The 20,112-nt window shown below is 51.8% G+C and carries 16 protein-coding genes, 1 tRNA gene and 1 pseudogene; 4 read left to right on the forward strand and 14 right to left on the reverse strand.

Features of this window, described 5'->3' with window-relative positions; all coding sequences use genetic code 11:
* The first annotated feature begins 117 nt into the window (after window positions 1-117).
* The 4 genes from ASC90_RS00085 to ASC90_RS00100 all read left to right on the forward strand — a co-directional run bounded on the left by ASC90_RS00085 (window position 118) and on the right by ASC90_RS00100 (window position 6,530).
* A complete protein-coding gene (locus ASC90_RS00085) occupies window positions 118-1,257 on the forward strand; it encodes an FkbM family methyltransferase (RefSeq protein WP_162246950.1) in 1,140 nt (379 codons plus the stop codon).
* Window positions 1,258-1,283: 26 nt separating this feature from the next.
* The gene (locus tag ASC90_RS00090; RefSeq protein ID WP_056534023.1) at window positions 1,284-4,187 is read left to right on the forward strand and encodes a glycosyltransferase family 1 protein; all 2,904 of its coding nucleotides are present in this window, start codon (window positions 1,284-1,286) and stop codon (window positions 4,185-4,187) included.
* A 31-nt stretch (window positions 4,188-4,218) separates the two neighbouring features.
* Entirely contained in the window at window positions 4,219-5,346 is a 1,128-nt protein-coding gene (locus ASC90_RS00095) for a glycosyltransferase family 1 protein (protein WP_056534026.1), read from the forward strand.
* A gap of 215 nt (window positions 5,347-5,561) precedes the next feature.
* A complete protein-coding gene (locus ASC90_RS00100; RefSeq protein WP_056534032.1) occupies window positions 5,562-6,530 on the forward strand; it encodes an FkbM family methyltransferase in 969 nt (322 codons plus the stop codon).
* Window positions 6,531-6,642: 112 nt separating this feature from the next.
* On the opposite strand, the pseudogene ASC90_RS27570 reads toward ASC90_RS00100, so the two are convergent.
* The 14 genes and pseudogenes from ASC90_RS27570 to yacG all read right to left on the reverse strand — a co-directional run.
* Window positions 6,643-6,861, reverse strand: a pseudogene (locus tag ASC90_RS27570) (transposase); the annotation flags it as partial.
* Window positions 6,798-7,016, reverse strand: coding sequence for a hypothetical protein (locus ASC90_RS00105; protein WP_156392809.1), 219 nt, complete (start codon window positions 7,014-7,016; stop codon window positions 6,798-6,800). The gene ASC90_RS00105 and the pseudogene ASC90_RS27570, both read right to left, overlap by 64 nt.
* 584 nt (window positions 7,017-7,600) lie before the next feature.
* A complete protein-coding gene (locus ASC90_RS00115; protein WP_056534040.1) occupies window positions 7,601-8,281 on the reverse strand; it encodes a class I SAM-dependent methyltransferase in 681 nt (226 codons plus the stop codon).
* Window positions 8,274-9,221: a glycosyltransferase family 2 protein gene (locus ASC90_RS00120; RefSeq protein WP_056534044.1), complete on the reverse strand. Its 948-nt coding sequence runs from the start codon at window positions 9,219-9,221 to the stop codon at window positions 8,274-8,276. Before ASC90_RS00120 ends, ASC90_RS00115 begins: the two co-directional genes overlap by 8 nt.
* Window positions 9,221-10,066, reverse strand: a complete 846-nt coding sequence (locus tag ASC90_RS00125) for an NAD-dependent epimerase/dehydratase family protein (protein ID WP_244480281.1) — start codon at window positions 10,064-10,066, stop codon at window positions 9,221-9,223. The genes ASC90_RS00120 and ASC90_RS00125 overlap by 1 nt, the downstream gene beginning before the upstream one ends.
* 5 nt (window positions 10,067-10,071) lie before the next feature.
* Window positions 10,072-10,785, reverse strand: coding sequence for a sugar phosphate nucleotidyltransferase (locus tag ASC90_RS00130; RefSeq protein WP_056534048.1), 714 nt, complete (start codon window positions 10,783-10,785; stop codon window positions 10,072-10,074).
* 19 nt (window positions 10,786-10,804) lie between these two features.
* A complete protein-coding gene (locus ASC90_RS00135; RefSeq protein WP_056534050.1) occupies window positions 10,805-11,803 on the reverse strand; it encodes an NAD-dependent 4,6-dehydratase LegB in 999 nt (332 codons plus the stop codon).
* 2 nt (window positions 11,804-11,805) lie between these two features.
* Window positions 11,806-13,854 (reverse strand): hypothetical protein, encoded by a 2,049-nt coding sequence (locus ASC90_RS00140; RefSeq protein ID WP_156392810.1) that lies wholly within the window; start codon window positions 13,852-13,854, stop codon window positions 11,806-11,808.
* Between the two features lie 152 nt (window positions 13,855-14,006).
* A complete protein-coding gene (locus tag ASC90_RS00145) occupies window positions 14,007-15,116 on the reverse strand; it encodes a glycosyltransferase family 4 protein (RefSeq protein ID WP_056534054.1) in 1,110 nt (369 codons plus the stop codon).
* 223 nt (window positions 15,117-15,339) lie between these two features.
* On the reverse strand, window positions 15,340-16,398 hold the full coding sequence (locus ASC90_RS00150) for an FkbM family methyltransferase (protein ID WP_200950823.1): 1,059 nt from the start codon (window positions 16,396-16,398) through the stop codon (window positions 15,340-15,342).
* Entirely contained in the window at window positions 16,395-17,702 is a 1,308-nt protein-coding gene (locus ASC90_RS00155) for an ABC transporter ATP-binding protein (protein ID WP_082519766.1), read from the reverse strand. The genes ASC90_RS00150 and ASC90_RS00155 overlap by 4 nt, the downstream gene beginning before the upstream one ends.
* Window positions 17,702-18,496, reverse strand: a complete 795-nt coding sequence (locus tag ASC90_RS00160; RefSeq protein ID WP_056534057.1) for an ABC transporter permease — start codon at window positions 18,494-18,496, stop codon at window positions 17,702-17,704. Before ASC90_RS00160 ends, ASC90_RS00155 begins: the two co-directional genes overlap by 1 nt.
* Before the next feature lie 1,136 nt (window positions 18,497-19,632).
* Window positions 19,633-19,708: transfer RNA gene (locus ASC90_RS00170), tRNA-Phe, on the reverse strand.
* 182 nt (window positions 19,709-19,890) lie between these two features.
* Complete coding sequence (gene yacG, locus ASC90_RS00175) at window positions 19,891-20,100, reverse strand: DNA gyrase inhibitor YacG (protein WP_056534062.1); 210 nt, start codon at window positions 20,098-20,100, stop codon at window positions 19,891-19,893.
* Window positions 20,101-20,112 lie beyond the last annotated feature (12 nt).

Below are 20,112 nucleotides of genomic sequence, written 5' to 3' on the forward strand. Positions count from 1 at the left end.
TGACGCGAATCACAGGCGTTCACCTCAAACAGACGCACTGTTGAACAGGATTTCGTTTCCGTTCGGTTATCTTCCATGGCCCGATGCCAAGCTCAACATTTCAAGGCACCACTAAGCATGTTTACTTCCTACGCACAAAATTTCGAGGACGTCATCCTTTGGCGCGCCTTAAAGCATATTGAGAACGGCTTCTATATTGATGTCGGCGCCCAGGATCCCGTTGTCGAATCCGTCAGCCGGGCATTCTATGAAAATGGCTGGCGCGGCATTCACGCAGAAGCTACGACTTATTATGCTGAGAAAGTGCGCCAGGATCGGCCTGACGAAACGGTCGTCCAGGCAGCGATCGGTGATGGCGATGGCCATATCCGCTTCTTTGAAATACCGCAAACAGGCCTCAGCACCAGCGACCATGCCATTGCCATGAAACATCAAGCAGTTGGGCACGTGGTGACGGAGACCAACGTTCCGCTCATGCCCCTCTCAACGCTGCTAAACCAAGCTGGCCTTAGAGAGATCCATTGGCTCAAGATCGATGTTGAGGGCATGGAGGCATCTGTAATCCAAAGTTGGACGCCGTCCGAAGCAAGACCTTGGGTGGTCGTGGTAGAGAGCACTGCGCCCAACTCACAGGAAGAGGTCTTCGAGACATGGGAACCCACTTTGCTGGGGAAGGGCTACCGATTTGTCTATTTTGATGGATTGAGCCGATTCTACGTTAGCGATAAGCACCCAGAGCTTGTTCATTTTTTTGGTGCTGGCCCAAATGTCTTCGATGCCTTCGTTCTTGCGGAACGGACGCCGTATACGGCCCTTGTGCGGTCGCTCTCCATCAGTCGCATTAACGAAGAGAAAGCAGCCAGAAAACTCCTGGAAGCAAGTGAAGCGGCAATGCTGGATCAACTGCATCAGTTAGGACATCAACTACATCGTATGGAAAGAAGCTTGTCGTGGCGTCTAACCCGACCGCTTCGAGAGATGAATTTGTGGGTGGCTTCCACCAAAGCTTTTCCACGAAAACTCGTCCGAAGCTTGGCTGAGCGGGCAGTTGAGACGATTTCAAGAAATCACAAACTCAAGAGTCTGGCACTCCTCGTCTTGAACTATTTGCCGGGAATGAGGGCAAGAATAGAAATCTTCGCGGCATCACGCGGGTACGGAAGCGCTTCCGGCCCAGAGGGGGAAAACGAGAAAGGGTGGCAAATTAGCGCGCCCAAAGGTGCGACCGCGCGTTGGGCGAAACTGCTTGATCCCTAGAATTCACAAACGAAAGAAGAGAATACATGCGACTATGGGTAGACGGTCAATGTTTCCAGACCCCAAGCAAGTTTCGAGGGATCGGACGTTACGTCCAGGAATTGCTCATTGGGATTATTGAGAACTTCGCAGACGTGGAAGTTCTGGTTTCTTTTAACGCAGCTTTGCCGAATGAAGCTTTATCAGCGCGGGATTACATAGCTAAATGGGTTAAGCCGGCCAACATCTACATGTGGAACGGACTCGCGGAAGGCGGCGAGGCAATTCGCGGCCTTACTGACAGCCGACGCCTGAGTGAAATTGCCTTGGCCTACCACGTCGCTTGCCTCCAGCCCGACATTGCGCTCTCAGCTAGTCCCTTTGAAGGCGACACGAATAAGGCCGTTCCGCTTGCTCCCAACGATATCTCTGAAATTCCAGTAGCATCTATATTCTATGATGCAATCCCATATCGTTACCCTAAAAAGTACTTACGCTCCGCGAGAGCTCGCGCATTTTACAATCGTAGGCTGCTTCAGTACTCCAAATACGATTTAAACTTGTGCATTTCAGAGTTCTCTCGATCCGAGTGCGTAAAACTATCTTGCAACCCCCGATCGGTAAACATCCTAGCTGGCGTCTCCAAAAGCTTTGCGAAGGCACTCGAAAACGACCGAGAAGAAATCAGCTCCGCCCGCAAACGGTCTGTCCTTTACGTCGGTGGGTTAGACTGGCGAAAGAATGTGCCCTCCGCAATTGTCGCATTCGCGCAACTTCCCAACGAGCTCCGTGAGAAATTCAGCTTTATTTTAGCAGGAGATAGCCCAAGCTCGGCCCAAATGGAACTTAAAGCAAAATGGAAGAAGCTGGGCTTGCCCGAGGAAGACCTAGTCACCGTTGGCCATGTGTCGGATAGGGACCTAGTTTCGCTTTATGAAAGCGCGGATCTGGTGATACAACCCTCATTGTCTGAGGGTTTCGGTCTGACAGCCCTTGAGGCCATAACATGTGGCGTGCCCGTTATCGCGTCAAATGCTGGAGCACTGCCAGAAATCGTCGAGGACAAGGACTTCCTTTTCGATCCTATGGACATCAAAGACATCTCAAGAGCGATGGTACACGCTCTTAGCAATCCCGAAGAGGCAAAAAAGTCAGCTGAGCGCCATCGAACTAGAGCATCGGAATTTAGTTGGTCAAAATCGGCAATGATTGCTGTTGACGCACTGAGAAATGCAACACGCAGTGCGCCGTTGATCACTACCTCGGATAGAACAGCCGAGATCACAAGGTCTGTCTTGCAAAGTGTCAGAACCTTGTCCCTTCCGAAAGATCTAATAGCGGAAGCTCTTGCGCGCTCCGAGACGGTCGTGGAGACGGAACCTCGGCTGATTATCGACGCCACGGCCACATATAACGTGGACCACAAAACGGGAATTCAGCGTGTTGTCAAAAATATCTGTGCCAACATTGGTAGAGAAAAAAATATCGTTGGAGACGGTACGGAGTGTTTGATTGCGTCGTGCGATCCAAAGATCGGTTGGTTTCCTGTTGATCGTACACTGGAGAAAAAGACATCTGAGGTTTTCAGATCTGATGTACCGTTGGAGTTTTCTTCGAGTGATCGCATTTTGATGCTCGACAGTTCCTGGGATATCCATCAATCCGAGTATAAAAGGTTAAGATCCGCTCGATTGAGAGGAGCAGCTATTATCTCGTGCCTCTACGACACCGTCCCACTCATGTATCCCGCCATGTGCCATGCGGGAATGCCACCCTTCTTTTCGGCGTGGTTCCAGAAGGCACTACAATATTCGACAGCATTTGTGTGTATATCAAAAGCAGTCGCAGATGAGTTGATTGCTATCTTACACGCAATCCAATTTCCTAGAGAGCTAAGGGTCGGATATTGGCATCTTGGTGCCGATTTTGCAGAGCCAGCATCAGGCACAACAGCCACTCCAAGTGGCACAAACCTTACGCCGACCTTTCTTATGGTTGGCACGTTGGAGCCTCGCAAGGGACACCAGGTAGCTTTGGATGCGTTTGATAGTTTGTGGAATGCCGGTCTAGACGTCAAATTGGGTATCGTCGGAAGGCCTGGATGGGGCGTGGACAATATTGTTAAGCGCATCCAAAATCATACCGAATACGGAAACCGCCTGCTTTGGTTCAATGGCATTTCCGATGAGGAACTCCAGGAAACCTATGCGAGTAGCGATGCATTGATAGCAGCCTCCTATGCAGAAGGTTTTGGACTTCCCATCGTCGAAGCACAGCATTTTGGGAAATCGGTAATTGCGAGTGATATTCCAGTCTTCCGCGAGGTCACAGAACGTGGCCAAAACTGCAGCTTTTTTACCGTCGGTTCGCCTGAGTCACTTGCCAATGCGATCCGTTCTTTCCTTGATGTAGGCGCGAAGCGGACCAATACTTCACAAGGTAGTTGGATCAGTTGGAAGGAGAGCGCCGAAGAGCTTCAGAGGACGGTGCTGTCAGAGAATTGGTATCAAGTATATCGGCCGAAGTCTGAAAGGGCCTATGTCCCAATAAGCGATATCGGCGAGACAAAAATGAAGGCAGCCCTCTCTCCGAACGAAGCTCGGTGCAAAATCGAACTCATTGAGGGACCAATCACCACCGATGACGGCCACCTCCTGAAGTATGTAGTAAGGATTACAAATCTCTCCGGTACGCTATGGTCCAGCGTGGGCGAGCGTGGTGGCGCATTTGCGATCATGGCAGGCTATCGGATAGTAACAGGCAGCGATCAAATCATAGTGTCCGAGAGCCCCCACCTCTCTATGCCCTTTGTACTTCCGCCTGGAAGCAGTCTGTACCTATCAATCCCAATCCCGGCTGACTTCACAAGGAAGAATGGCAAATTTGCAGATATTGGTCTGTTTCAGAAATCAGTGGGTTGGTTAGGCGGCGAGTTGCGAGTTCCGCTGTGAAGCAACTAGAAAACAGGAATTCTGAATAGCCATGAGAATTGGTGTAGATGCGCGCAATCTCACTACCAGCATGACTGGAATTGGGCGGTATGTTCTGGAGATGAGCCGTCACCTCGCCCAGCTGGGGCATGAGTTGTACTTCTATCTCCCACAAAGACCCTATGGCGACCCAGCGGAGTTACCCGCGGCGAAAGTGCGCGTCGCCCATGCGTCGAGCAGCATGAGGCGCATGATCTGGGCACAAGGGGAACTGCCACGCCTCGCAGCAGAGGATGACCTCGATGTATTTTGGGGGCCGGCTCATCGACTGCCTCTATTTCTCGATCCCCGTATCGCACGAGTGATAACGATACACGATATGGTGTGGCGGAACATGGCATCGACCATGCGATGGCAAACTTGGATGGCCGATCGCTTGCTGATGAAGCCGGGTGTCTTAATCGCCGATGAGATCGTCGCCGACTCTACTGCTACAGCTAGAGCACTAACCAACGAGTTTCCTGCAATCGGCAAAAAACTTAGCGTCGTTCACCCTGGTCTGACGACCATCAAGGGAATTACGACCACGGATGGTCTCACACGGCTGGGCATCGCAGATCGCTACATCCTATTTGTCGGAACTCTTGAGCCTCGCAAGAACTTGCTTCGGCTGCTAAAGGCTTATGCCTCTCTCCCAGAGTCCACACGGCGGCAATACCTGCTTGTGCTAGCCGGAGGGCAAGGTTGGAGATTGCGGGATCTGACAGGATATATACGCGATTTGCGGATCGAACCGTTTGTGCGCCTTACCGGCTATGTCAGCGACACTGACCTATCGTTTTTATACACTCACGCACGATTTCTCGCGATGCCTTCTCTCTACGAAGGCTTCGGCTTTCCAATTATAGAAGCAAATGCAATGGGCATTCCGGTGCTAACGTCGAATTCGTCATCGATGCCTGAGGTCGCAGGTAAGGCAGGCATCTTGATCGATCCCAACAGTGTGCAATCCATTCGCAATGGCCTGGAAGACTTAACAAGCAATGAGGACCTCTATGCTCGTCTTGTTGAACAGGCAAGGCCAAATGCATCCCGCTTCGACTGGAAAAAAAGCGCTCAAGCACTCGAAGTCATATTTGAAAAAGCAATGCATAAGCGCCTTCAGCTTAGGTCGGAATAAGGCTATCGACGCGATGCTCCGCCTCGCGCCCCAAATGGCAGCGGCGTTAAGAGACCGAGCGAAGTCATTTTTACTAGGTTTGCCTGCTCCCGAGCTGACAAACGTCCGAGCGCTCATTCAACTGCATATTGCGGTCAGTTGAACTGGCGGACATCTATTACACACTGTTTACGCTACTAGAACGCAAATAGCTGCCAAGCGAAAGAGGAACACCGATGCTAAGAAAACTTGCACTCCATATTCCACCAATAAAGAGGCTATGGGAGCACAGAAATTCTTTGCTAAGCAGGTTGAACGTTAGTGGTGAGAAAGGAAGCCCGTTTTTCAACTACGTAAGTTCATTCGATGCAATTGAAGTGATGCAGCGCCATGCAGCCAAATCACTTACGCCGTCACCGGACCATTTGACAAATTTCCTTGGAGTTAAGATTTCTCCGGATTTTTTTCCAGGGATCCTTGATGGAAGAGCAGGACAGATTGAGGAGATTCCTATCCCCGCTAACTGGCACGCCGATATTGCAGAATGGGCCGCGGCTTTGCGCGCGGTTGATCTATCGCAAGAGAAATTCAGGATAATTGAACTAGGGTGCGGTTGGGGCTGCTGGTTGAATAATACTGGTGTCGCTGCTCGCAACTCTGGACGTGACGTGGAGCTTATTGGTGTCGAAGGAGACGCTGGACATGTCGAGTTTGCTCACCGGGCCATGGCCGACAATGGCTTCTCCAATACGGAATATCGGATAATTCATGGGATCGCGGCGCCGGCCGATGGGAGAGCTTTGTTCCCCGCAGTCGAACGCGCAGGCGCGACGTGGGGGTCAGAGCCACTTTTGAACGCCACAGAGGCACAACGAACAGAGGCCGCGGCAACAGGCGGCTATATCGACTTGCCATCGTTCGCACTTTCCAGCATTGCCCACGGCCGGCCGGTTGACCTACTTCACATCGATATTCAGGGTGGCGAAGCGGACTTCGTGCAATCCACACTGGTCGATCTCAATTCTCTCGTGCGGTACATTTTAGTCGGCACTCACTCTCGGGAAATTGAGGGTAGGCTGATGGCCATACTACGCAATGCGGGGTGGCAGCTGGAAATGGACAGGGCTGCCATAATAACCATTCTGGACGGCAGGCCTCAGATTTCTGTCGACGGCGTGCAAGCTTGGCGCAATCCAAGATTGTAGTTGGAGCTATTGGCCTCTGCTCACTTCCTGAGCAGGACGGCATGTATTTGTGACGGCTCGAAGATGGTCGAGTCGTCCTATCGCTTCAAAGTAAGCCGGGTGCCGCTCACGCCAGGGCGGAATTCCCGACGCGGGCACGATGCTCCGTCAGCAAGCTAGGCATGTAGGAGATCAACGGTGCTGATCGTTTCTGCCTTCCAGCCAGGCGGGCTTATGGGGAGAGACCACGCAACTCAGCTTCGATGCGATAGAGTTCACTGATCCGCTTCACGCCGTCTTCAGCAACCAGCGCTGAGCCAGTGCGGGTGATCTCGACAAGCTTACGCCGCGCATCGCCTTCAATCTATAGCGCTCCGGCACGTCACCTACCATCACGCCGGGTCGCAAGCTCTCTGAAACGAGCTGCCCTTTCACATTATCCGGCCATTCCCGAGGAACCTCACGCCCAGACTTCCTGGTCGTGAAAATCTCCAATGTACTCGCCATGGAGAAGTTCTCCTTCGTTTGTCCAGGGAAAGAGGCAATCACAGGCGGTGCGGCGATGACAACGGGGCAAAACATCGGTCACGCTCCAAAGCTGCGCGCATGGAACACTTTTCCGAGTAGAGACTGCTAAGGTACTGGCAACGAAACAAGCAGCCGCTGGGTCCCAACTCGTGGAGAACTCTGCACAAATCTCTGCCGCAGCAAAATGCCGGCTCATTGCGAATTAGAGAATACAAAGTGCTTATTCAAAAGATAAGATAACGCAATATATATGGCTCCAGCGGGGAGCTGAGCGAAACCTTTATTGACGTGGAAAACGTCGATAAGCGCAATCAATACTACAAGGTTTGCTGCATACGCCAAAAAGAATACCAAGGCGAATTTGAATGGCTCGGAAATATTCCTCGACTCTGTCTTAAAGGTAAACCATTTGTTTAGAACAAACGATACGACAATACCAAATCCATAACCAATAAAGTTGCTTGCAACTGCATCGATCGAAAGAAGATACATACACGCAAATATGACAGCATATCCTAAGAGCGAATTGATCACGCCCACACATATGTATCGAAGAAATTGATTCATTTTGCGTGCCGCACCACACTGCAGTATTGCCCCCCGAGAGGTAGCCACCCAAGGTGGTCTTCTAACCTGACGAGCGAGGAAAGCCTTGGCGGAACGAACAGGCAAAATGACCGGTCGGTAACCGTCATATTAACTTGGCTGAATCGCTTCGCCAGTTCCGAAGGGCGGAGAAGAACCGCATCAGCATCGAATGGGCACGTATTGACGATTGAGCGCGTGATCGGATTGTATGGGTTGTGCTCGAAGACTGTCATCGTTCCGGAACGCACTAGTCTGTTGCTTAGCAATTGGCAGACAGCTGGACGCTCGACGGGTGCAATATGGTGGAATACGCCGGCAACGAAGATCAGATCGAACTGCCCGATTTCCAGTCCGGGACTTTCCAACGCAAAAGTGGCAGTCTTGTTTTCTGCCGCCGCCAGCTCCAAACCAGCGGCCGAGATATCGGTCCCAAATACTTCTGCTCCAGGAAACATCGACTCTAGAAACGGAATATTTCTGCCAATTCCGCAGCCGTACTCGAGTATTCTTTTAACTTGATGCTTAACCTTCCTACGCGCCAACCTGACTTTGTATTCGGCAAAATAGTTCTCATTACTCGTAAAGAAGCCCGTACTATCTCGGAGAAGATCGTTGTAGTTATCGGTGTATTTGTCAAAATCGACTTTTTCACTCATGCGACGATATCTCCTCATCAATAATGTATTTCGGCCTAGCCTTTACTTCATTATATATGCCGCCGATGTATAGCCCGATCACACCTAGAACTGTCAGCTGAACTGCGCTGAACAGCAGCAGTAGCGTTACCATGCTCGTCCACCCACTCGGTAACGAGCGGTCTATGAAGAAATTGACTATGGCGGTGCACATCAACACCAGGGCAACAATGCCAAACGCTGCACCCACAACAATTCCAGTTTGCAGAGGCTTGGTACTAGACGAAAGGATCCCACTCGAGGCTAAGCGAACCATTTGTGAGATCGAGTATTTCGATTGGCCGGAGGCTCTCGGTGCCGCAGTGAACTCAACGCCTACCTGGCGGTAGCCCATCCAGGTAAAGAGTCCTCGCAAGAACATGTTGCGTTCTGGAAATTCTGCCACCAGCGTGGTAGCGACTCGTTGGGAGATCAACCTGAAGTCGGCCGAATTGGGATTGATCGGCACGTCAGAAATTCGATTCAGAGTGTCGTAAAACAGATTCCCCAGGAATTTTCGACCTGCCCCGATATCGAGCGTATCTTTGCGGACGGTGAAAACGACGTCGGCGCCCTCGCTGAAGTGCTGCACGAGCTCTGGAATCAACTCCGGCGGGTGCTGCAAATCACTATCCATCATAATCACGGCGTCAGCGTTGACGGAATGCTCGATTCCCGCGAGAAGCGACATCTGGTGGCCAAAACGGGCGCTTAATGCAAGGACTACCACTGCACTATCTCGCGAGGCAATCTCTCTCAGAATCTCAAGCGTATTGTCCGTACATCTATCGACTACATAGACCACCTTGAAATCTAGTTCAGGACATTTTTTAAGGACACCACTTAGCCGGCCGTGAAACTGTTCGATGACATCAGCTTCGTTAAACACAGGACAAACCACGTTGAGCTTGATCGGGGACATTACTTAGCACCCATAAGGGCGATCGTATGTTCAACGTCCGCGTAGATGACGGGTACGTCAAAGCCGCTCCGCCCGTGAGGTAGTGCTCCCTCGACGACAATGTCCATTCCTAGGCCCCGCTCTTTAAGCATCCCTTGAAGCAGTTCTCTCATCGAAACTGGTTTTCCGCTTGCAACATTGTAGATCGAGCCAGATTTCCCGGCCTTTATGATGGCCATCAACTGCTCTCCGGCTCCCGAGAGCGATATGTAATCTCTGACCGCCGCCAAAGGCCCTGTCTCGATCCTGTCGCAACTTCCAGCGTCCAATTGTTTGAGCTGCTTATAGACGCGACCCACAAACAGCCGCTCGGACATGCCAATACCAACGAGATTAAATATCCGCGCAACAACGACATCCTGCCCCTTGTGCGCACTGTGGACTCCCCACTGCGTCTGCCAGGACTTGGTGACCCCATAGATTGACACCGGACGCAGTACTTGCGCGACCGAGATCGGGTTTTCCTCAGGATGGACGATCCCATATTCTGCAGCGGATCCAGCCAACAGAACCCGGGCGTCAAGATGGTTTTCCTCGAGCGCCGCGAGCAGGTTCTTTGCGCCTATGACATTCGTGGCGAGCGCCAGCGCAAAATCGTCGGAAAACACGGCCGACAAGTGCACGACAATCTCCGGCCTGAGAGATCTCAGCGCTCCGGACAGATCGGCATAATTGCAGACGTCGATGCATACGGAGTCAGGGGCGTCAACATTTGACCGCCCGGCTTGAACAACGTGATGGCCGACGGATCGAAGTTGTATTGCCAATGAACGGCCGAGTGCGCCCCAACCGCCTGTGATCAGCACTCTACTCAAGGCAGGTTTATCCCCAGCTTCCCCGCAAGTGTGTCAAAATTCTCATCAGCGTACTGATAATCATCCGGCCTGCCAATATCCAGCCAGTATCCGGAAAATGGCCTGATCGTCGCTGGACTATCGGTGGCTAATCCATCCAACATCAAATTGTCAAAACCGTATGTCCGCCCTTTCTCAAGGCGCTCCACCATCTGCCGACTAAGGCAATAGATTCCCATGCTCACATCGAAATGGAATGTCGGCTTCTCCTCGAACGAAACCAGTTTTCCTTCAACGTGCTTCAGTACTCCAAAATCAATCTTGACGTCACGACGGTAGGCAGCAACTGAAACCTCACTACCCGCCTTCACGTGCTCCTGCAGGAACTCATGATACGGCAAGTCCGACAGGATATCCCCGTTCATGACTAAGAAGTTCTCGGGAAGGTCCCTAATCAGCGTCAAAGGACCGATTGTACTAAGTTCACTCTCCTCAATCGAATAGTCTAGTTTTACACCCCAACGTGCACCGTCCCCGAAATACGCCATGATGAGGTGTGAAAGGTGGTTCACCGCTAACGTGATGTGAGTAAATCCGGAGCTGCTAAGCTGCATGATAATGATCTCGAGAATCGAGAATTTTCCGCCCAGTGGCACCAACGGTTTAGGTATTAAGGTGGTGTAGGGCCTCAACCTCGTCCCCTTACCGCCTGCAAGTATGATGGCCCTCATCGTTTACATCTCCCTCGTCTCAAACATTATAGAGCCAAGCCTTGTAGCGGTTCAGATTTTCCGGCATCTTAAACCATTCGACCGTATCGCGTAGTCCAGCTTCAATGTCGTAAGAAGCCTCCCACGCCGTAAGGCTCTTGATAAGACGGTTGTCTCCGATAAGTCGAAACACCTCTGACGCTTCGGGCCGCAGACGCTCTTCGTCGGTGGCGATTGTGGCATCCGGATTGATTTGTGCGACAAGAGTTCGCGCAATTTCTCCAACAGATACTTCCGTCCCTGTTGCAATATTTACTTCCCTACCAATTGCCTCCTCGCATTCAGCAAGCGCGAGGAATCCCGCAACCGTATCCTTTACGTAGTTGAAATCACGCGTCGGCGAGAGGCTGCCCAATTTTACTTCGGACGCTCCAAGCAAGAGCTGCGTGATCACTGTAGGGATGACAGCTCTTGCCGACTGCCGCGGTCCGTAGGTATTGAAAGGTCGAACTACTGTCACCGGCGTTTCAAATGACCTGAAAAATGACTCCGCCAGGCGATCGGCACCGATCTTCGTTGCGCTGTAGGGCGACTGGCCCTGAAAAGGATGGGATTCATCAATCGGGGCATACTGAGCAGTGCCGTAGACCTCAGATGTAGACGTGATCAAAACGCGTTCGGTTTCGAGGCTTCTAGCGGCTTGGAGCACGTTGAGAGTGCCCTTGATGTTTGTGTCGACATAGGAGTCGGGCGAGTGGTAGGAGAATGGAATTGCGATCAAGGCCGCCAAGTGGAAAATCACGTCGCATCCCGCCATCGCAGTTGCGACTCCGTTTGGGTCGCGAATATCGCCGGGAAACACATCCAGGTCTTTGAGCTGGGACTGGGGGAGCGAATCCAGCCAGCCCCAACTGTTGAATGAGTTATAGAAGACAAACGCGCGCACGTCGCAGCCATGATGCAACAGCGCTTCAACAAGATGGCTGCCTATGAACCCGTCCGCCCCTGTCACCAGAACCTTCTTGTTCTTCAAATCCATGTTCAGTCCTCTTTTAAAGTCGGATTAACAAACCGAAAGTACATTACCCGCGCATCGCCGTTTGCAGGCACCCTGTCACCCACGTATCTGAATGTAAGCTTTGTCGTTTGCTTCGCTGGTAGCTCCAAAGGCACGGAAAAATCGCCGCTTCCAGACTGCAAGTCCACCATTGTATCCAGCTCTGATCCGAGAATATGCAATTGGCCGCCGGGGAGACTTCGAAACCCGGCAGAAAACGTTACGCGTCGCGTGGTCGCAGAGGGATTGCTCAACAGTATTCGCGAAACGCGTTGTGACCATCGAAACGACTCCCCATCCGCGCCAGCCTCCTTTTGGTAGATACCAGAGGCAAAACCGAGAAAAGGAGCGTCCAGGGCCAGCTCCCCACGATCGACCGACGAAACACCTTGATTGGCAGCGGGCGATCCAGGTTTTTCGCTTAAATCAAAAAATGCATATCGCTTTGTGTTCGACTCAAGCTTCGGAGGTCCGATCTGGCGGCGAAGTGAGGCCTCAATTTCCGGCAAATCCTGCTCGCCGTAGCCGTATCGATCAAGCCAAAGCCCATTGAACCCCGAATCGAAAAGGTTTCCCAGAAACTCTGGATCTGAAAGGGATCCAATTCTTTCGTGCCATGCCTCCGACCTATAAGAGAAGCTGGGCCAACTCCAGCGCACTGCTTTAGACCAGACGAATGGGCGCCCGTGATCATAAGCTTTCATTCTGTTCTGGCCAGCGTCCAGAGGGAATGGGGTCTCGGGCAACTGATATATTTGCGTCACACTGGGAAAACGCTGTTCCACTTTGTCTACAAGGTCTTTCTCATCGATTGCTTGCGCGCTATCTGCGCTATATCGCTTTACCAACGGCCGTGCCGCATCACCTTGATCGATCAAGCCCGCAAGGAAAATCATGGCAACCAGACCAGCGGAAGCACTCTGCCTGGCCCACTTTCGGGTTTGAAACACGGGTTGGCTCTCTATAGACCTAAGCACGTCGGACAAGAGGGCGCATAGCACGACCGCGGAGAAAAATGCGATAAAGACAATGATCCGATTGTACGCTCGAATATCCGGCGCGATTAGCAAGTTGAAAATTGATCCGAGCCCGCCAATCGTGGCAACAAATGTTCCAAGCAACACCAGAACACCTGCAGCCCATCGGATATCGTTTCGGCTAGGGGGGGCTGTGAACAGCGCGTAGAATATCGATAAAAGATATCCAAGAGCCAGCACGATACCTAGCCTCACAAACCGATTCTCATTTTCCAGCGGGAAACCCGCCTTATCGGCACGTCGCTCCAGCATCACCGGGCTGATTACCTGCCTGATCTTTAGGCCATAGTAATCTGCCTCGACCGCGGACTTATAACTCATATTGGGCGGCACGCCGTTAGTCATCCACGTGACCGCAGAAGGAACGAAGTTTATCGCAGAAAAAATACAGATTATTGCAATAAATGGAGCGGCAGATCGAGATGGTTTCGAATTTCTCTTGATAACCGTAGAAACACCGGCAGCGCAAACCAGAAAGAAGCAAGCAAAAAAAGCATTGTATACGTAATCAAGTCCAAGAAATACACAGGCAACGACAAGCATTGCTCGATTTTTCCTGTTGAGCTTATCATTTTCACTGCTGCTGATGATCCTCAGGCAATGCGCACATATAACCGGTACAAACGCGTAAGTAAGGCTAATATGCGCGACATTACGCTGCAGGGCGTATGGAAGCAGCGCGTATAGTGTCGACACGAGAAGCACTACCGACCATCTAAAACTGAAGAGTCGCAAGCTATAGCAGCAGACGATTGAGGTCAGAACGCAAGACAACAACCAATATAGATTTAGGATCCTGGCAGGATTTGACGTGAAAATTGAAAGGATCTTCATCACGGCGGATGATGCGGTGATGTTCTGCGGAAATGCGGCGGCATCGAAGCCAAACGGAGCGCCTAGATCGGACACCCACCATATCCACCCGCCGGAAGCAATCGACTTGGCAAGCGCCAACTCAAATATAGTGTCGCCTTCATAGTTGAAGGGAATCCCCATATCGAAGCGCCATGTCCTCAGAAGAATCGCGAGACACAACGATGTCAAGACAACCTGTATGAAATAAAGCAAATGTTCGCTGCGAAACGGCTCATTGGTCATAGGTAGAGGCACAAGTACGATCTCGGGTTCGGTTTCGTGCCGCGTTTACACTATTTGACTAGCTGTTCATACTGCTGGTGGTACAAATCCACCATCTTCGCAGCCTTTAGATTTTCCACGTAACGTCGTCGGGCATTCGCTCCATATCTGGCACACGCCGACGCCGAGCCAGCGATCTTTGTCATTGCAGCCGCCAGGGCTTCACTGTCCTGCGGCGGCACCACCAGTCCCGTGATACCGTCCAGATTTATGTAGCTCGTGCCCGTTCCTATTTCGCAGGAAATCATCGGCTTCCCAAACATCGCCGCTTCCACAAGGGAAAGACCAAACGCCTCGGAACGCAAATGGGATGGAAAGACGAAGCCGGTGCTTAACTCGAGAAGCGCGGATTTATCCGCATCCGACAATGCTCCGAGAAAATGTACGTTTTCTAAGTGGTGCTCCTTCGCGTACGCTGTCAGAGACAACTCCATTGGCCCTTCCCCGATCAACGCTATATCAAGCGTTGTCTGCCTTGCAGCCTCCAGGAGTGTGTGGACACCTTTGTAGTAGCGCAAAACACCCACGAAGAGGAAAAATGGCTTCGGGAACCGCTCTCGCCAACGTTCCTTCCGGTCGTCGGAGGCGCGGGGGTAGTCCCGCTCGTCTAGTCCAAGCGGAATGACCGTTATCTTGGCCTTATAGCGCTGCAAAACGTCACTGGTAGCAACATAGTTCGGAGACGTGGCCACAATCTTGTCAACACTGCTCAGAAAGCGGTGCATGACCGGCTTATAGAGCTGCAATAGTACTTGCTGCTTCACGATATCTGAATGATAGGTGACGATTGCCGGCCTCTTTGGCCGTGAAGTGAGGTGAACAACGTCCATCAGCGGCCATGGAAAATGATAGTGCACGATGTCGGCCTCTTCGATGAGTGCCCGAAATTTTCCAAAGACCTCACGCGAAAAGCCCGTCGAAGCGAATTCAAAGTCGAGCTTGGCCTTGTAAGCCAAATGTCCGTCAAACTCGCGACTGTTTTGCTCAGGCGCCCTGCTCAAGGAGAGTACGTCGGACTGAATACCGTGTCCGGCAGTTCCCTTTGCGATTGCGTGAATGGTTCGCTCCACTCCGCCAAAAGTATCCGGCCAGTATGTCTTGAAGAAATGTAAAACGCGCATCTCACTCCAATGCCCATTCAGTAGATCGCGGTCTTTACTTTGCCGAAATCAGCGCACATCCAGTGGAGGCATGCATAGCGGCTCGGAGACCCAATTACAGAGCGGCGAAATAACCCCCGATTGCGGGGCGATGAAGGCACTATCAACAAGCATGTGAACGGCAAAGCCGAGCAAGACTGTTTCCCAGTAGCTGCAGGCCTGAACAGATCGGCATGAGCAAGATTTAGCTACCCCTCAAGAGGGAATACATAAAATCCGCAGCCGGGGTGTTCTTTAGGCCCCGAGCCAGCCAGGTCGCCAACGACGCTTTTCGGTACGCCACCAGAGCAATCAAGGATTGCACTAGTACTTCCCTCCAATTTGCCTCGCCCTCTAACCGACGAAAAAATACGGCATCGCCCCAGCCTAACCAGTCTCGGGAACCACTAAAGGGTGTGCCTGCAAACGGATAGCGGCACAGCGTAGAGAAGTCTACTAACTCGAACCCAATAGCACGCATGTATTGTTCCACTTCGGAGAAGAGGGCCTGCCCCTTGTAGATCTCAACAAATGAAACTTCACAATGCACAACCAACGTACGCCTCAGTATCTCGCTCGCATGCTTCAAAGCCTCGAGTTCAAAACCCTGGATGTCGAGCTTAAGCAGGTCAACGTAAGGCTCGTCCGCTAGAATTTCATCCAGTGTGGAGGTAAGCGCAGTCTCTGTCCTCACAGTCCGCAGTGGCTCTAATTCCAGGAATCGGCCCATTACTTCAGGATTGAAAGGAAGCAGCGATGACGTTGAATCCGGCTCATTCAGCCGGAAGACATGTTCTCGCCCATCTCCGATGAACGCAGGCAGCAGCGTAAGTCCGGTTTCGTCGCCCTCCAGTCTTTCCTTGCGGCGGTGTTCTAGAGGCTCAAATCCAATCACCCGACTGGGAATATTTTTATCTATCAGACGTGCATAGACGTGGTCTTCGTCGCTTAGATTCTGCGCCCCAACGTCAACAATTACCACCGGAGAATTTTTTAGAACTCCCGGCAGGGCTTTAATTGTCGCCACCTCATTCACAATTTTTACTGGCGCTGATAGTCGCCTCGATTTGTATTCATCGCTTGACATCAATCCATTAGCGATCGCGGTGAGGTCAGATCCGCTCTGCCAGCTTGCAATCCAATGCGCAAGACCGGAGGCATCTGGTTCACGCCCCAGCAAAGACAAGTAAAGCCCACGCACTATTACGCCCATCTCATTGACGGACGGAGCGAAGGACGTGTTGTTATTGCGTCTTGAGTTCATAAGTCTTTAGAACCTGTTGTGCCGGCTGTCACCTGATTGTCAGACCACTGCCAATGGGGAACCGGGTGTATGTTGACAACTCCGGCCCAGATAATGGCCGACGGATTGGGCAAGACCCGGAATGAAATCACATCGTGCGAATAGTTTAAGAACTCGCGAAAAGCTCCACCTGGCAAACTGCCATTGGACAGCCCAACCGTTATTGTGTAGTCACCCGGTGAAAGGTCGATCGAAAATGCAAAACGGACCTCCACCTGCGAACCGGGATGCGCGACACCCAAGATGCGGCCCATGCAGTAGGTATTTGACTCGAATATAACCGTGCCAGTGGCAGCCCGAACTTTGAAGCCGACGTGAGGATCTTCGAGATATCGGTGCATCTGATATTTCACCGCCAACTCGACGCTATCCTCGCTAAAAACGACCGATATCTTCTCGCCGTTCTCGTTCACCAACGCCGCGTCCATACAAGTCGCATCATCGGTTAAAATACTGCCTGCACTTCCAGTGACTGATGCGCTGCCGTTGGAGGAATTGACGGAACTGATTGTGGGGTTGCTGTCACCTTCATGCTGCCTCACCAATACATCGGCCTGATACAAATCGACAGCTTCTTTGGGCGATCCGTCGCTAGCTATCATCCCGGCGCGCAAATAGATGGCTCTCGTACAAAATTCCAGAACTGTTGACATACCGTGCGTCACGAACAGTAGGGTCGTTCCATCGGCTACATATTGGCGAATCCGATGATAGCACTTTTGTTGAAAATGAACGTCGCCGACGGCTAGTGCTTCATCGACAATGAGCACATCAGGTCTATCCGCAACCGCGACCGCAAACGCCAAGCGAACTTGCATTCCGCTTGAGTACATGCGGACTGGCTGGTCGATATAGTCACCAATCTCTGCGAAAGCCAGTATACCGGGCATAAGCCGGTCGATTTCTTCAACACCGTGGCCTAAAAGCTGCCCGGCCATGTACACATTCTGTCGACCAGTGAAATCAGAATGAAAACCCATGCCAAGTTCCAGTAGTGCCGCAACACGACCTGTGACACACACGCTACCAGTAGTCGGTTGAGTGGTACCAGTAATCATCTTTAACAGCGTGCTCTTGCCTGCGCCGTTCACACCGATGATGCCTACCGCTTCCCCGGGTTCAATCGTAAAATTTAGGTCTTTGAGGACCTGACGCAGGTGATGGCGCGGTTTATGACGCGGATCCAACCATTCCGCGAGACGCGCCCAACGAGAAGTATATTGCCTGTAAGCTTTGCCGAGATCGCGGACTGAAACAGCGGCCATTAGAGTTCGTCCACCATTTCGCCTACTCGGCTGCGAAATAGTCGCAGTCCAAACGCAGATAGCACGATTGCCAGCGTCGCTAAGTAGAGCAGGCCTCGGAATTGAGGCCACTCCCCTAGGACGAGAACCCCCTGCACAGCCTCAATAAGATTCACCATTGGATTGAGCGCAATTATGTCCTTCACGCGTTCTGGCAAGATCGACACCGGATACACAATTGGCGTGAGCCAGAACCAGAACGTAATAACAATGCTGAACAACTGTCCTACATCTCGGAAAAAGACATTGAGGACACCAAGGATCAATCCTAGGCTCGCACCGAAGACCACCAAAAGCGCGATCAGTGGCACCAAACATACATAGACAAGCCCTGGAAAATTGCCCGTTACGATCAAAAAAGATGTGAACAGCCCAAAGACGATTGCGAAATTTAACAAGCCAATCGCCACTATCGTCACCGGCAGACACAGCCGCGGAAAATTCAGCTTCTTAAGGAGATTTGCGTTCTCCAAAAACATGCCCTGCGAGCGAGTTGTGATTTCTGCAAACAAACCCCACGTCAGAATTCCTGCACACAAATGAATGCTATATCCAAACGTACTAGCCACACCAGGCAATTTTGCATGCATAATCTGAGAAAAAACAATGGTATAGACTAGTATCTGAGCCAAAGGCTGAAAAAAGATCCACGCCGCACCCAACAGCGAATTGCGATATCTAGACTGGAATTCCCGCTTAACACTACCAAGCACGAACCCACGGTAAATCCAAACGGGACGCAAAATAGCTAGCATTAGACGCGTCCGTATAAATCTTGGAGGCGAACCGTGTCATCCTCATTCAGATATATGCTGTCAACGATGCTCGAATTATCCAGTTGACGCATGTGACCTGCAGGCATGTAGGTAGGCTTATTGGTGCTCAACAGAATCTCCGGGGTCGCCATCTAAAACTTTTGCTCCTGCGACTGCAACCGAATGTCGATTGCGATGGTGACGCATTTGCAAGCCCAAGCGCTGTTCACCGCACTTCGGACGCGCCACCGAGTGGTAGACCTGCCATGAACTTCTTAACCCATTCTGACGGCGGCACTTAATGGCTATCGCAGCTAACATGCGCGTTTGCGAGACGCAAGGAGTGTAAACACATGCGCTGCCTCCTTTCCCCACCGAGCGTCGCCAGTTGCTTAGAGGGATCGAACGGTGGACAGCAGTTTCCGGCAGGTGTTGTCTCGGAAATCTTCGGTAGCAGTGCACTTCATCGGGGCTATCCAGAAGCGCCTTGGCTATTTTATCGCACGCTGAGAAAACCGCACCGATGAAGATAGCACCATCGGTCCGGGCTGCCGAATGACCAGCCAGCAGATCGACGGCCAACCGATAGAGGGGCAGCTTATTCGAATGCTATCCCATGTCCCTGGACAGCAGCCGTCACCCTCCTAGGCAGAAGGCCTCCCACGCCAACATCATGGCCCGCCGTTGATCGATAAGGTCGGTACGATGGTAGGCACCCTCGACTGCATTTTTGACAGGATGGGCGAGCGCCTGCTTCGTAACATCGCGAGATGTGTTCGTTTTAGATGCCCAGTCCCAAAGCTTGAGCGGAAGCCATGAGTGATAGCAATGCGCCCTGGCGTATCGCTCATAACCTTGTTGTCCCGGAGGAATTTGGTAAGCGTCATAACGCTCATCGCCGTGACCATTGCCCGAAAGTTGCGGCGCCCAGAGCCAACGATGAACACTAGGAACGCCAGGTGACGTATAGCCGATTTCCGCCCCAACGCCGCTACAAAATCGAGACCCGGCATGTTGCGTTTGTGTCGCGTGGACTGGCCGAGTTTGCGTGGAAACCGTTGGAAATCAAAGGAATCGGATTGCAACAAGGGCGCAACACAATCGCTATCGAAAACCGGCTAAGTTCTTGAAATTTATGGTGCCCAGACGCGGATTTGAACCACGGACACGCGGATTTTCAATCCGCTGCTCTACCAACTGAGCTATCTGGGCTTACCGGCTTCACTGCGGTTCTCGTTGACTTAGAACCGCGGGGCATTGGTTTTCCCCGGAAGCGAGCGGGGTTATAGCATCTTGCTCGGACATGGCAAGCGTCAAATGAGAGTTTTTTGAAAGGCTGCACGTTTTTGCAGATTATTAAACAAATTGAATGGCTTCGCGTACGGGAAACCCGGTCACTCCTCGTCCGGATATTCAGCCTTGGTCTCGTCTTCGGCAACCGGGATCGCATAGGAACCCGTCAGCCATCGCGAAAGGTCGATTTCACGACACCGGTTGGAGCAGAAAGGGTAGTGTTCACGGTGGGAAGGCTTGGCGCATTCCGGGCATGGGCGCGTCTTGCGCAACGGCTCTACTTTGGCACCCGTTTTCATCTGGTCTGACATTAGCGGTCCTCG

The organism is Rhizobium sp. Root1220, assembly GCF_001426265.1.
Taxonomy (GTDB): Bacteria; Pseudomonadota; Alphaproteobacteria; order Rhizobiales; family Rhizobiaceae; genus Rhizobium.